Origin of the sequence: Streptomyces luteireticuli, assembly GCF_041519305.1 — a bacterium.
Classification (GTDB): domain Bacteria; phylum Actinomycetota; class Actinomycetes; order Streptomycetales; family Streptomycetaceae; genus Streptomyces; species Streptomyces luteireticuli.
Map to the genome: position 1 here is coordinate 1,558,128 of NZ_CP167927.1, position 13,743 is coordinate 1,571,870.

Genomic DNA, 13,743 nt, shown 5'->3' on the forward strand with positions numbered 1-13,743 from the left:
GGCCGTCCCATGATGCTCGTGATCCCCCTGATGCTGGCGCTGTTCATGGCCAACCTGGACCAGACGATCGTCGCCACCGCCCTGCCCGGCATCGGCGCGGACCTCGGCGCGGGAGCGGACATCTCCTGGATCGCGACCGCCTATCTGCTCACCGGCTCGGTCTCCACCCTGCTCTCCGGCAGGCTCGGCGACCTCTACGGCCGCAAGAAGGTCCTCCAACTGACCGTCGTCGTCTTCCTGGTGGGCTCCTTGCTCAGCGGAGTCGCCCGTACTCTTCCCCTGCTGGCCGCCTCGCGAGCGCTGCAGGGCGTCGGCGGCGGGGCGATCACCTCGCTGGTCATGGCCATCACCGGCGACCTGGCCTCCCCGCGCCGCCGGGCCAGGCTCCAGGCCGCCCTCGGCGCAGTCGCCGCCGCGGCCCTCATCGCCGGGCCCCTGTGCGGCGGCGCCTTCTCCGACGGGCTCTCCTGGCGCTGGATCTTCTACGTCAACCTGCCCATCGGCGCCCTCGCGCTCGTCGCGGTCGCCGCGAAGCTCCGGCTGCCCGGCCCCGCGGGCGAGGGCCGGGTCGACATCCTCGGTGCCGTCACCGTCACCGTGTTCACCACCAGCGTCGTCCTGTTCACCACCTGGGGCGGACACGACCACCCCTGGTCGTCCCCCGCCGTCCTCGCTCCGGCCGGGCTCGCCGTCGTCTCCCTGGGCGGATACCTCCTCGTCGAGCACCGGGCGGCCGAGCCGATCACCCCGCTGCACCTGTTCCGCTCCACCGACTTCAGCCTGGTGGCGGTCCAGTTCCTGCTCGCTTCCCTGGTGTTGATGGCCGGCATGCTGTACGCGCCGATGTTCCTGCAGACCGTGCAGCACACGTCCGCCTTCACCGCCGGGCTCTACGTCATCCCCCTGCTCCTCGGCCTCGTGGCCGCCGCGGTGCTCTCCGGCCTCCTCATCGGCCGGACCGGCCGCTACAAGCCCTATCCCGTCGTCGGCGCGGTCCTCGTCGCGGCCTCGATGACCGTCCTCGGCCATGCCGACCGGAACACCGGCGCCGTCGCCCTGATCGTTCCGCTGGCCGTCACCGGTATCGGCATCGGCTTCTTCGTCCAGGTCTGCATCCTCGTCGGCCAGTTCTCCGTGGCCCACGACCACATCGGCACTGCCACGGGCGTGCTGAACTTCTTCCGCTCGCTCGGCGGGGCCTTCGGCGCCGCCCTCTTCGGCGCGATCCTCGCCGCCGGGACGCACGGCCCCGTCCCGGACGCGGCGGCGTTCCGCTCCGTCTTCGCCTGGACGGTGCCCTTCATGGCGCTCGCCCTGGCACTCGCCCTTCTGCTCGGGAAGCAGCCTCTGCCCGAGGCTTCAGTCCAACAGCCGGGCCAGTTCGACGCGTGAGCCGATGTCGAGCTTCCGGAAGATCTGCCGGAGGTGGTAGTTGACGGTGTGCGGCGAGCGCCCGAGGCGGGTGGCCACCTGCCGGTTCGTCATGCCGCCGGCCACCAGGTGGGCAATGCGGAGTTCGGCCTCCGTGAGGTCGTCGAGCGGGACGGCGGCCGGGGAGGCCGGGTTCGACCGGGGCGGGAAGAATCCGGTGCCCAGCTCGCGGAGGACGGATTCGACCCGGGTGGCGGCGGCGCTGGCGCCGATGGAGCGGTAACGGTCCCGGGCCGCGCGCAGATGTCTGCCGACCGATGCCTCGCGGTCCCCGCGTCTCATGAGCAGCATGCCGAGGTCCTCGTCCGCCGCGGCCGCCGCGAAGGGGTAACGGTGCTGCCGGACCGCGCACTCCAGGGCCTCCACGTTGTCGTGCAGCAGGGCCCAGGCGTGCAGCGCCGCCGCCGTGTACGCGGGGTCCGCGGCGGACGGCTGCGCCAGCCGCTCCACGGCGCGGACGGCGGACGCGGCGAGCGAGGTGTCCTCGGCCCGCCGGGCCAGCCGTACGAGCCAGGCGGCCGCCGCATGGTCGCGCAGGAACAGGGAGGGCTCGGTGACGAGTTCGGGGTAGCGGCCCACGAGCAGCTTCACGGCGTTGCGCGGATCCGCGTGCTCGGCGGACACCCGGACGTCGGCCCACTGGTGGGCGACCAGCGCCGCGCGGGGTCTCCCGGCGAGCTCCGTGCCCGCCCGCCACACCTGGTCGGCGGCCCGGCCGTTCTCGCCCCGCGCCAGGGATATCAACGACATCAGTGCCAGCCCGTGGGAGGCGGTCGTGCTGTCGCCGAGCCGCCGTGCCAGGGAGACGGACGAGGCGAGTTCGGCCTCGGCCTGGGCCATGTGGCCCCGGCCCATCAGGACCCGGCCGTTCGCGATCATGGAATCGGTGATCGCCCGGTGGTGGTGCAGCCGTTCGGCCAGCGCACGTGCCCGGCCGATTTCGGTGGCGCTTTCGCAGAACCGCCCGAGCTGATTCAGCTTGGCCCCGAGTGCCAGCGACGGATAGGGCCGCCAGGTGACGGGAAGGGCGTCGTTCGCCAGGCGGAGCGCCTCACGGCCCCAGTGCAGTCCTTCGTCGAGCGAGCCCGCGGCCCATTCGAGGTTCGACAGCACGATTGCGGCGATAGCAGAGACGGGCGTGGCCCGGTGGACCCGCAGGATTTCCCGGGCCCAGTCCTTGCGTCCCCGTGCATCGTCCTTGAAGAGCCGGACGACCAGATCCGCCTCGTTCCCGGCCGCGGCGGCATCGGTCGATCCGGACAATTGGCGGGTCAGCTCGGTGCGCAACTCGTCCTCCGCGGAGGACGACAATCGTTCCCCCGCCGAACTCTCCGCCCGGAACAGCCCGGACAGCAAATCCTCGGCGACACCCGAGGAGTTGCCAGTGGAGTTGCCAGTGGAGTTGCCAGTGGAGTTGCCAGTGGAGTTGCCCGAGGAGTTTTCCGGGGAAAACACGGCCTCTTCCCCGGGAACGGCCGGACCGGCCGCCTCATGCAGGTGGGAGGGCGAGACGCTGTGGAGAAGCATGCGCCCCACCCGGCTGGGGACTTGTTCCCGGAGGGCCCGGTGGACCTCCGCCGAGGCGAATGCCAGGCGGTCGCCGGCGAAATCGACCACCCCGGCGGCGAGGGCCTCGTCGAGCAGGGGCAGCAGACTCAGCGTGGTCACCGACTGCAGCTGGGCGACCTCCTGCAGCGTGAAACCCTCCCCGACGAGGGCCGCCGCCTGGACGAACTGCCGCGCGCCGGCGGAGAGCTCGTCGAGTTCCGGATAGGAGAGGGAAAGCATCTGGCGCGAAGTGATGACGTTATCGAGCACTTGACACCCATTAGTGTGTAGCGGCCGATTTCGAAATTCAGTTGACCGGGCGATACAGAGCCGGAAAATCCGTCACCGGCAAATCCACTCACCCCGATCCGAGTTACCCACGAGTACGACCGGCAGAGCGCCACGGTACATCACCCGAGCACGCACCCGACAGCCGCCGGAAGCAACGCACGCGATGGTACTCCACGTCGCACTAACGGCCGGGCAAAACTATGTTCAGCTACCAACCACTACGGGAACGTGGGAATATTTTGCCCAACGGGCGGCCGTGGAGGGATATTTCACGGCGGGCGGAGCCCAAGGGAACGGCCGGGGAACGCCGGGCCCGCCCGCCACCGGGCGGGCCGGACGGCCGGGTTCGTGATCGCGACGGCTCGTGATCGGTCCGCACTTCGTCCCGGAAATGTCACCTCCGGGAGCCGGGCCTCGGTGTGCGTCGCGCAAACGACAGGAGCGGGAACCGGGTGGGGATCCGGCTCCCGCTCCTGGGTCCGAGCGGCGGTGCGGCGGTGCGGCACGAGGCTCAGGCGACCGCCCCTGCCCGTCCGGCGCCCCGGCCGTCCAGGGCCGCGCCGGAGCAGACGAGTACGGCCCGTGCGATGGCGTCGGAGTCGGTGAGAGTGACGGAGTTGACCCCGGGACGGATGCCGGCCGCGGTCACCCAGTGCACCGACTCGGTGGGCACGCCGAAGGCGAAGCGCCGCGGATGCGCGCGGCCCCGGACGTCCACGAGCCGGAAGGGGCGGGGGGTGACGGAGAGCCCGTCGGTCTCGTACCACCCACCGTCCCTGGTCCTGATCCGGTACGGGGCGCACTCCCCCGCGTCCAGCAGGCCCCGCAGCAGCGCGTCATCGGTGTCGCGCAGCGTGATCCCCGGCAGCCGGGCCTCGACGACGGCTCCGGCGCGGACCTCGGAACCGGGCACCACGGGCGAGTGCGCGGTGAGGACACCGGTCGCCTCGTCCACGTCCACCCGCATCCCGGGACCGACCACGGTCAGGACACGGGCCTCGATCAGGGCGGTCATCTCCTCGATGCGCCGCGTCGGCGGACCGATGGACAGGAACGCGTTGAGCGGGGTGAACCAGCCGTCCAGACCGTCCCGGTGCGAGTCCCCGTGCAGCCCGCCGTGGTCGACCAGCTGCCGTATCTCGTTGCGCAGGTCGCGCAGCACGTCCAGGGCGGCCTTGCGCGGACCGTGCACGTTGCCGGCCCGGGCCTCGGCCACGTCCTGGCGCAGCCGGTCGAGCAGCCAGCACTCGAAGGCAGCGGGGCCGCTGAACTCCTCGTCGCGGTACGGCCGGGCGAGCAGGTCCCAGTCCCATCGCTCCTTCTCCCCGATGTCGTGGGCGTCGAGGATGCGCTGCTCCTCGTCGGTGCCCCACGGGGCGTTCACATATGCGCTCTCGAAACGCCGTGCCCGCAGGGTGAGTTGCCGGGAGGCGAGCAGGGTGCGGTAGTAGACCGTCTCCACCTCCTTGGCGACCAGGGGCCAGATGTCGCTCATGAAGTCGAGGCCGGATTCCAGGACGGCGCGGGCCTTCAGGGCGGCGATGCGCTCCGGGGTCAGCAGCAGCGGCTCGTGGCGGCCGTGCGGTCCCTTCTGGTTCTCGCCGCGCGCGTGGTACGGGATCCCGCGCCGCGAACCCGCGTACAGGCGCGGCTCGTTGCCCGACGCCCGGTAGACGAGCCGCCCGGCGGACCGGGCGAAGGAACCGCCCCGGCCGACGGTGAACAGTGCCATGTAGTCGAAGAAGTTCAGCCCCAGCCCCCGCACGATCACCTCCTGGCCGGGACGGATCGCGCCGAGGTCGACATCGGCGGGGTTGGCCGGCGGGACGTGGTGGATCCCGTGGCGCGCCGTCTGCGCCGCCCGGGCGCGGTCGGCCCGCGAGAGGCGGGCCGGCAGGTGGCCCTGGGCGAGGACCACGGCGTCGAGACGGCGCAGTTCCGTGCCGTCCGCCAGCGTGACGGCCTGCCGGGGGACGTCCGTGACGCCGTCCTGCTCGTCCCGCAGGGCCACGGCCCGGGTGCGGTGTTCCGTCACGGTGACCGAGGACGGGGCGCCGGCCACGATCCGTGCGTGGACCCAGCGCAGGTACTGCCCGTAGAAGGCGCGGGTGGGATAGCTGTCGGGCCCGAGCTCCCGCGCCTCCGCGAGGACATCGCGGCGCAGCCCGTCGGGGCACGTGTCGTCGGCCTCGCCGGCGAGCAGCGACTGCGCCCACTCGTACAGGCTCGGCCCGGGCTCCAACGGCCCCTCCAGATCGACGCTCGGGTCGGTGAACACCGAGATCTGTCCGGCCACGGTGTTCATCAGCAGCAGGCGGGACTGGCCGGTGCGCCACACGCCGCCCGCTCCGGGGGCGTACGGGTCGACGACGTGGATGTGGATGTCCGTGCCGGCGGGTACCCGGCGGGCGTTGGCGCAGATCCGTTCCAGCACGGACAGGCCACGCGGCCCCGCGCCGACGAGGCATATGGTGTGTGGTCTGGCGGTCACGGCCGGAACTCCTCCTGGGTTGCCTGTTGCGGTGGCTGAATCGGGGTGTGCGGCACTGACGGGGCATACGGAACCAGACCCACGGGCGAGGTGGGCCCGGTTCCGGGCGGTGGACGGCGGAAGGATCGGAAGGGACGGAAGGAATCTGCTGACGGAACGTCAGTTCTCGGCAGGGGCCGGGCGGCCGGCTATCCGGCGGAAGATCGCCAGCATGCTCATCACGACGAGGCACATGAGCAGGCAGACGGACGCGGCCCACACCATCGCGTCCACATACGAGGTGTCGGGCGCGCGGTCGCCGGCGACGGCGAAGAACAGCGCGCCGACGGCGGCGACGCCGGCCGAACTGGCGAACTGCTGCGCCGTGGTGAGTGCCCCGGACGCCATACCGGCCTTGTTCGCGGGAACTTGCAGCAGGGCGGCGCCGATGAGCGAGGGCAGCACCACGCCGTTGCCCAGACCGACCAGGCACAGAGACCCGCAGATCCAGGCCACGCCGGTGTCCTCACCGGCCGTGTGCAGCCGCAGGACGAGGACCAGCAGGCCGACGGCCGTCACCGCGCTGCCGGCGATGAGGGCGTTCATGCCGTAGCGGGCCGACCACTTCTTGCCCGCGATGGACGTCACCATGTAGGCGACTCCCATCGGGGTGAAGGCGAGGCCCGCGCGGACCGGGCTCAGGCCGAGGCCGCCCTGCAGGAGCAGGGTGAGCGTGAAGATGAAGCTGCCGAAGTAGACGTAGAAGGCGCCGCTGGCGACGATGCCCGCCCGGAACGACGGGCCGCGGAACAGCGACAGGTCGAGGACGGGATCCCCGCCCCGCGTGCCGAGCCGCTGCTCCCATCCCAGGGTGAGCGCCATGAGCGCGGCCCCGCCCGCCATGCACAGCCAGGTCCAGGCGGCCCAGCCGGACGAGTGTCCCAGGGCCAGGGGGACGAGGATCATGCCGAGCGAGATGCTCAGTCCCAGCGCCCCGACCGGGTCGAGGCCGGTGCCGCGGCGCGGCTCCGAGGCGGGCAGGACCCGGGGGGCGAGCAGCGCGACGACCGCGCAGATCGGGACGTTGACCAGGAAGATGGCCCGCCAACCGAGCCCGGCCACATCGGCGTTGAGCAGCAGGCCGCCGAGCAGCTGGCCCGCGATCGAGCCGATGCCCGCCGTCACCCCGTAGGCGGCGATGGCCCGGGGGCGCTCCGTGGGAGCGAAGGTCGCGGTGATGGTGGCGAGGACCTGCGGTGCCATCGCGGCGCCGGTGAATCCCTGCACGAGCCGTGCGGCGATCAACTGCCCCGGTGTCATGGCGATTCCGCACAGCAGCGAGGCTATGCCGAACCCCGCCATGCCGATCGCGAACATCTTCCGGTGGCCCAGGAGGTCACCGAGCCGGCCGCCGGTGACCATGCCGCTGGCGAGCGCGAAGGCGTAGCCGCCCACGATGAGTTCGAGCGCGGTGCCGCCCGCTCCGAGGTCGTCCTGGAGGGACGGGGCCGCCACGTTGACCACGAAGAAGTCGAACTGGGTGATGAAGGTGCCCGCTAAGAGGACCGCGAGCACCGCCACTGTGGACACGCCCTGCACCGCTTTCGGTTGCCCCGAACTGCCCTTGCCCGAAGGGATCGAAGCGGGCGCCCGGGAATCAGCATCTGTCATTTCTTTCCTCGTTGCATGCGCTGCGGAGTGTTCGGAGCGACTGTAATCCGCGCTGTGCACGTGCGATTACCCGCCTCGTCGAAGACGGCCACGTCGTACGAGGCCGTGGCCGGCCCGAGGTTGAGGGCGGTCGCCACCCCGGTGACGATGCCTCCGCGCACCGCGCGGTGGTGCGTGGCGTTGATGTCCACGCCCAGCGCTATGTGGCCGCCGCCAGCGTGCAGGGCCGCGCCGATGGACCCCAGCGTCTCCGCGAGGACGACGGCCGCGCCGCCGTGCAGCAGGCCGTAGAGCTGTTTGTTCCCCGCCACCGGCATCGTGCCGACCAGGCGGTGGGGCGAGGCCTCCAGGAGCTTGATGCCCATGCGCGCGGCGAGGGTCTCCGGGGCGCCGGGTCTGACGATCCAGCGGGCCAGTTCGTCCGGGTCCGTAATCGGTTGCGGGTCGGTGATCGGTTGCGGGTCGGTGATCGGTTCCGGGCCGGTGATCGGTTCCTGGTCCGTGATCGGTCCCGGCTGCGGGGAGGTCGGGATCTCGGTCATCGGGAGGCAGCGCCCCCGACACCGGCGGTGGCGAAGGCCGCCGTGCCGGTGGCCGCGTAGTCGGCAAGGTCGGCGTACTTCTCGCGCAGCATGCGCTTGAGGACCTTGCCGGTGGGCCCGACCGGGATGCCCGACGCGTCCTCGGCGATCTCCAGCAGGGCCAGCGCGGGCTGACCCGCCGCCGCCAGCGCCGCGTTGGCGCGCCGCAGCAGGTCCCCGGGGTCCGCCGCCCCGTCCGTCCTGACCACGGCCACCGGCGTCGGGGTGCCGCCGAGGTGTCCGGCGGCCACCGCGCAGTCCCGGACCTCGGCCAGGTGCATCAGGAGGATCTCCTCCATGAGCACCGAGTAGCCGTCGCCGTCGGGCGTGCGGATCGCGTCCACGGCCCGGTCGACGTGGAAGAAGTCGTCCCCCTCGCGGTACACCAGGTCGCCGGAGAGCCAGTAACCGGCCAGTTTGCTGCGGTAGTAGGTGTCCGCGTCGTTCCAGTAGCCGGGGATGACGGACGCGCTGCGCAGGCCGAAGAGGCCGACCTCGCCGTCCGCGGCCTCGGTCCCGTCCTCCCTCAGCACCGCCACCTCGCCGGCCGGAACCGGGTTGCCCAGGAAGCGCGGCCGGGGCGGGGTGTCCCGGTCGACGTAGCGGCGCAGGGTCGCCCACCCCAGCTCCGAGGAGCCGAGGCCGTCGCTGAAGACCGAACCGGGCCTGCGCTCGCCGTCGACGAGGTGGTGGCCGTGGCGGAGCAGCTTGCGGATGTGGGCGTCGTGCGCCGCGTCACCGGTGTTCTGCCACTCGCGCACCGAGGTGAAGTCCTCGGGGTCCAGCTCCATGGCCGCGAGTTCGGAGTAGGTCTGGTTGAACGCCAGGATGCGGGTCGGCCGGTGCTCCCGGGCGCCGCGCGCCACTCCGGCGCCGGTCTGGTCGGAGAAGGAGATCAGCGGCAGTCCGCACAGCAGCGAGTAGAAGGTGTACGCGATCGCGGACGAGTGGGACTGGGGCGCCGCCGAGAGCAGCACGTTCGGGGCCTCGGGCACGGACAGCCGCCAGCCCGGGCCGTGCAGGCTCTGCCGGTGCGCCCAGATGACGGGCTTGGGGTTGCCGGTCGTGCCGGAGGAGTGGCACAGGAAGACGGGGTCCTCGTCGGCGTGCCGGTACAGCGCGCCGTCGGGGAGGGTGCGCCGGCCCGGGCCGCGCGCCTCCTCGTCGGTGACGGTCCAGCGCAGGCCCGCCAGCTTCTCGTGCCGGCCGTCGAGCAGCGCCAGGCGGTCCGCGTCGGTGTACAGGCCGACCGGGTCCACCCGGGCCATCAGGCCGAGCGCGAGCGCGGGGTCCATGCGGCCGTTGATGAGCAGGGGAATGGCACCGATCCGGGCCAGGGCGGCCAGCTGCACCTGGTCGTCGAAGGAGTCCTCGACGTAGACCACGACGCGGTCGCGTGCGCGCACGCCGCGGTCCCAGTGGAACGCCGCCCATCCCTCGGCGAGTTCGTCGAGCTGGACGAGGCTGAATTCCGACTGCCGCGCCCCGTCGAGGTCGTACACGGGGCGGTCGGCGACCAGACAGGTCGCCTCCGGGTGGGGGCTCAGTTCAAGAGCCTTGCGCCAGGCGTTCCCGCCGCCCACGGAGGGGTCCTCATGAATGCGCGTTCGGGTCTCCTGGTCGAGCATGGTTCGCGTCGTGAGCGGCATCTTCACCTGGCCTCGATCGGGATCCGGTGCGCCTGATGTGTCGCACCACGTCTGCGGACGACGTTAGTTCGGCGCATTGACCTGCGGCACTACCTGATCGAGTAGGTGGGCCGGGTGGCGGCCTACCTCTTCACGCGGTTCCCGCGACGGCCGGCGCCGCAATAGCTTTCTGGCCACCGGCAGGAAGGGAAGCCACCAGTGACCACGGAAGCCCCACTGACTACACGAGCGAGCGCCGCACGCGCTCGCCTCCGCGAAATCGTGGCGACGGTTCTCGAGATGGAAACGGCCGAAGTCGGCGATTCGGACCGGTGGGTGGACGAACTCGGCATGGACTCCCTGGAGAAGGTGGAGACCGTCACCCGCATCCGGGAGGAGTTCGGCCTCGCCCTCCCGGCGCGGGAGGCGTCGCGCATCGGCTCCGTGGCCGACGTCCTGCCGCTCCTCGACGCCCGGGGGTACGACCTCGTCGAGCGCCTGGTGGGCCGTCAACTGGCGGCGGGGCGGGGCGATCTGCTCTCCTACGCGGACCCGGACGTGGGCGCGGTGTCCTACGCGGCCCTGTACGAGGCGGCCCGCGGCTACGCGGGCGCCCTGGCGGAGGCGGGCGTCATGCCGGGCTCGCGCGGCGTCGTACTGGCGGAGGACTCGGTGGCCACCGTGGTGGCCGTCCTCGGGCACTGGTGGAACGGGTCCGTCCCGGTCATGGTCAGTCCCCTGCTCGGCGACGGCGACATCGCCTTCGCGGTCGAGGACTGTGCCGCCCGGATCGTCCACCTCGACGGCGGCGACGCCAAACGCTCCTCCCTGCGGGCGGAGTTGGCCGGCCGCGCGCTCGTCGACGGCGAGGACGTCCGCCGGGACCTCGCCGGGACACGGCCGCCGGCCGTCCTGCGGCCCGCCGCGGCCGGACCGGCGCACGTCTGGCCCGCCGACGGCGAAACGCTGGTGCAGTACACCTCGGGCAGCACCGGCACGCCCAAGGGGGTCCGGCACTCCGCCGCCGGCATCATCGCCATGATCGACGGATTCGGCGAGGTCCTGGGACTGCGCCCCGAGGACCGCTTCCTGACCACGGCACGCCTGTCGTTCGGCTACGGATTCGGCAACGCCTTCCTGTGCGTCCTCGCGGCCGGCGCCAGTGCCGCCCTCGTGCGGGGCACCGTCGACCCCTACGTCACCGTCGACGCGCTGCGCACGCACCGGCCGACCGTGCTGTCCTCCGTCCCCCGCCTGTACGCCGCGCTGCTGGCCCTCGGCGAGGAGGAACGGGACGCCTACGGCCCGGTGCGGCTGTGCACGACCGCGGGCGAGCACTGCCCCCCGCAACTCGCCGACCGCATCCGGGAGATGACCGGGGCCGACCTGGTCGACTGCTTCGGCGCCACCGAGGTCATGCACGTCGCCCTGACCACCCCGCCCCGGGGCGGGACGGACGGCCCGCTGGGCTTCCCCGTGCCCGGCGTCCGCGCCACCGTGCGCGACGCCGCCGGCGCCGGGCTGCCCCTCGGGCAGGACGGCCGGCTGCACATCGCGGGCCCCACCGTCGCCCTCGGCTACGTCAACCGGGAGGGGCTCGACGCTTCCTCGTTCGCGGACGGCGGCGTGTACACCGGCGACCTCGTCCGGCAGGAGGCCGACGGGTCCTTCACCTATCTGTGCCGGGCCGACGACATCATCAACCTCGGCGGCTACAAGGTCGTCCCCGCCGAGATCGAGAACGTGGTGCGCGGCGTCGAGGGCGTCGCCGCGTGCGCGGTCGTGGCCGCCCGTGACGACAGCGGTCTGGAACAGGCCGTCGCCTGCGTCCAGGTGGCCGAGGGATTCGACGCCGGGCGCACGCGCAGACAGGTCGTCGCCGCCGCGCGCAGGCAACTGCCCGCGCACAAACGGCCCTCGCGCGTCGAGCTGTTCGACTCCTTCCCCACGACGACGAGCGGCAAGGTCTCCGTCCGCCGTCTCCGGGAGCGGGTGACGGGCGCATGACCTGGGACATCACCGGGCTCGCCGCCATCACCGCCCTCGGCGGCGACGCAGAGGAGAGCTTCGCCGCGATGCGCGCCGGCCGCGAAGGGCTCGCCCCCACCCGGATCTTCGACTCCGGCAGGTACCGGGCCCGGCACACCTACGCCATCGACGACCTGCCCGCGGACGGCCGCGACGTACCGCTGCGCGCCACCGGCTGGCTGCTGACGGCCGTCGCCCGGGCACTCGCCGACGCGGGACTCGGCGAGGACCTCACCGACGTCCCCGTCCTCGTCGGCACCACCCTGCGCGAGCAGCGCAGCCTGGAGATGTGGTGGCGCGAGGGCGCCGAACTGACCAATGACGACCTGTACTTCGGACCCGCGCTGCGGCGCCGGTTCAACGCCGTCACGAGCTACACCTGCGCCAACGCCTGTGCCGCCTCCCTGTACGCGCTCGGGCTCGGGGCGGACATGCTGGAACTGGGGCTCGCCGACATCGTGGTCGTCGCCGGCGTCGACTCGATCGCCGAGTCCACCTTCGCCGCGATGGACCGCGCCCAGACCCTGGTCCCGCACGCCGTGCGCCCCTTCGACCGCACGCACAAGGGCATGGTGATGGGGGAGGGCGCCGTCGCCGTCGTCCTCAGGAGGCCCGGCACCGGCGGCGGGCCGCCCGTCGCGCGGCTGCGGTCGGTGGCGCTCAACTGCGACGCCGTCCACCCCACGGCGCCCGACCCCGCGGGCATCACGACCGCCGTGCGCGAGGCGCACCGCCGGGCCGGGGTGCGCCCCGCCGACATCGACCTGGTCATGCTGCACGGCACCGGCACCGCCCGCAACGACGAGACCGAGGCCACGGTGATGGCCGAGGTCTTCCCCGAGGCCCCCGGCCCCCTCATGACGGCCGCCAAGTCCTCGGTCGGGCACACCCTCGGCGGCTCCGGCCTGCTCAGCCTGATCACCGCCGTGCTGGGAATGCGGCACGGCGCCGTGCCGCCCGTGGCCGGGCTGACCGACCCGATCGAGGAGGCGGCCGGGCTGCGGCTGGTGCGCGGCGCCGCCGCCCCGGCGAAGATCCGCCTGGCCCAGGTGAACGCGTTCGGATTCGGCGGGATCAACGCCGTGGCAGTGGTGGAGAAGGCATGAGCACCGACCGCGCGCACACCGTGTTCGTCACCGGGACGGGGCTCGCCGTACCCGGACTGTCCGGCGCGGCCGACCTGTTGGGGACGGCGCCGGCCGAAGGCGGCTTCGATCCGGAGACCGGTCTGACCGGCCGCGATCTCAGGCACAAGGACCGCGCGACCCGGCTCGCCCTGCGGGCCGTCGGACCGGCCCTGGAGGACGCGGGACTCCACGACGCGGACGACGGCTTCACGGCCGATCCCGCCGCCACGGCGGTGGTCGTCAGCTCCAACACGGGCAACTACGACAGCGTCTGCGGATACGTCGACACCGCCGCCCTGCGGGGCTCCCGCGCGCTCAGCGCGACGGGCCTGCCACAGACCTCCACGAGCGGCATCGTCGGCTGGATCGCCATCAACTACGGCCTGCGCGGCCCCACCGTGGGACTCGGCAACGGCCCGGCCGGCGGTCTCGACGCCCTGCACTGGGGCCGCAACCTGATCGCCGTGGGACGTGCCGGGATCGCCGTCGTCGTGGGGGTCGAACCGCACAACGACGTCGTGGCCAGGCTGCTGGGCACCACGGCGGTCGACGGCGCGGCGGCGGTCGTCCTCGAATCGGCGGAGCACGCCGCCCGGCGCGGGGCCCGGCCCCGCGCGGTCCTGCGGGGATACGGCCGCGCTCCCGGCCTCGACGGCGCCGTACGCCGCGCGGCGGCCGACGGCCCGGACGGAGCAGGGCTGTTGCTCGTCGACCGGCTGCCGGACGAGCCGCCCGGGACGGGCCGCGTCCTCGATCTGCAGGCCCGCCTGGGGCACTGCTCCGGCGCGCTCGGCGTGCTCCAATGCGCCGCCGCCACCGCCTGGTTCGACCGGGGCGGACGCGGGCCGGCCCTGGCCACGGCCGAGGGGACCGACGCCTCCGTGGCGCTCCTCCTCGCACCGCCGGACGCCTCCTGACCACCGCCCCACCACGCCCCCGCACCTCGTAACGCCCCGTAGATCACAGAG

At 72.7% G+C, this 13,743-nt stretch carries 9 protein-coding genes; 4 read left to right on the forward strand and 5 right to left on the reverse strand.

From position 1 onward, the window contains the following. Positions 1-9: 9 nt before the first annotated feature. Positions 10-1,392, forward strand: a complete 1,383-nt coding sequence (locus AB8735_RS06210; protein WP_372405885.1) for an MDR family MFS transporter — start codon at positions 10-12, stop codon at positions 1,390-1,392. Here AB8735_RS06210 and AB8735_RS06215 read toward each other — a convergent pair. From AB8735_RS06215 to AB8735_RS06235, 5 genes are all read right to left on the reverse strand, one after another. Beyond that, positions 1,360-3,249, reverse strand: a complete 1,890-nt coding sequence (locus AB8735_RS06215; RefSeq protein WP_372405886.1) for a LuxR C-terminal-related transcriptional regulator — start codon at positions 3,247-3,249, stop codon at positions 1,360-1,362. The genes AB8735_RS06210 and AB8735_RS06215 overlap by 33 nt on opposite strands. Positions 3,250-3,781: 532 nt before the next feature. Beyond that, complete coding sequence (locus AB8735_RS06220; protein WP_372405888.1) at positions 3,782-5,761, reverse strand: FAD/NAD(P)-binding protein; 1,980 nt, start codon at positions 5,759-5,761, stop codon at positions 3,782-3,784. Between the two features lie 159 nt (positions 5,762-5,920). Beyond that, entirely contained in the window at positions 5,921-7,330 is a 1,410-nt protein-coding gene (locus AB8735_RS06225; RefSeq protein WP_372405889.1) for an MFS transporter, read from the reverse strand. A gap of 77 nt (positions 7,331-7,407) precedes the next feature. After that, positions 7,408-7,953 (reverse strand): hotdog fold thioesterase, encoded by a 546-nt coding sequence (locus AB8735_RS06230; RefSeq protein WP_372405891.1) that lies wholly within the window; start codon positions 7,951-7,953, stop codon positions 7,408-7,410. Further along, positions 7,950-9,620, reverse strand: coding sequence for an AMP-binding protein (locus tag AB8735_RS06235; RefSeq protein WP_372405893.1), 1,671 nt, complete (start codon positions 9,618-9,620; stop codon positions 7,950-7,952). The genes AB8735_RS06230 and AB8735_RS06235 overlap by 4 nt, the downstream gene beginning before the upstream one ends. A gap of 219 nt (positions 9,621-9,839) precedes the next feature. Between AB8735_RS06235 and AB8735_RS06240 the strand changes: the two genes are divergently transcribed. The 3 genes from AB8735_RS06240 to AB8735_RS06250 are packed head-to-tail and all read left to right on the forward strand — an operon-like array spanning position 9,840 to position 13,692. Beyond that, positions 9,840-11,627, forward strand: coding sequence for an AMP-binding protein (locus AB8735_RS06240; RefSeq protein ID WP_372405895.1), 1,788 nt, complete (start codon positions 9,840-9,842; stop codon positions 11,625-11,627). Continuing rightward, complete coding sequence (locus tag AB8735_RS06245; RefSeq protein ID WP_372405898.1) at positions 11,624-12,754, forward strand: beta-ketoacyl synthase N-terminal-like domain-containing protein; 1,131 nt, start codon at positions 11,624-11,626, stop codon at positions 12,752-12,754. Before AB8735_RS06240 ends, AB8735_RS06245 begins: the two co-directional genes overlap by 4 nt. Beyond that, positions 12,751-13,692: a beta-ketoacyl synthase N-terminal-like domain-containing protein gene (locus AB8735_RS06250; protein ID WP_372405899.1), complete on the forward strand. Its 942-nt coding sequence runs from the start codon at positions 12,751-12,753 to the stop codon at positions 13,690-13,692. The genes AB8735_RS06245 and AB8735_RS06250 overlap by 4 nt, the downstream gene beginning before the upstream one ends. Positions 13,693-13,743: the final 51 nt, after the last annotated feature.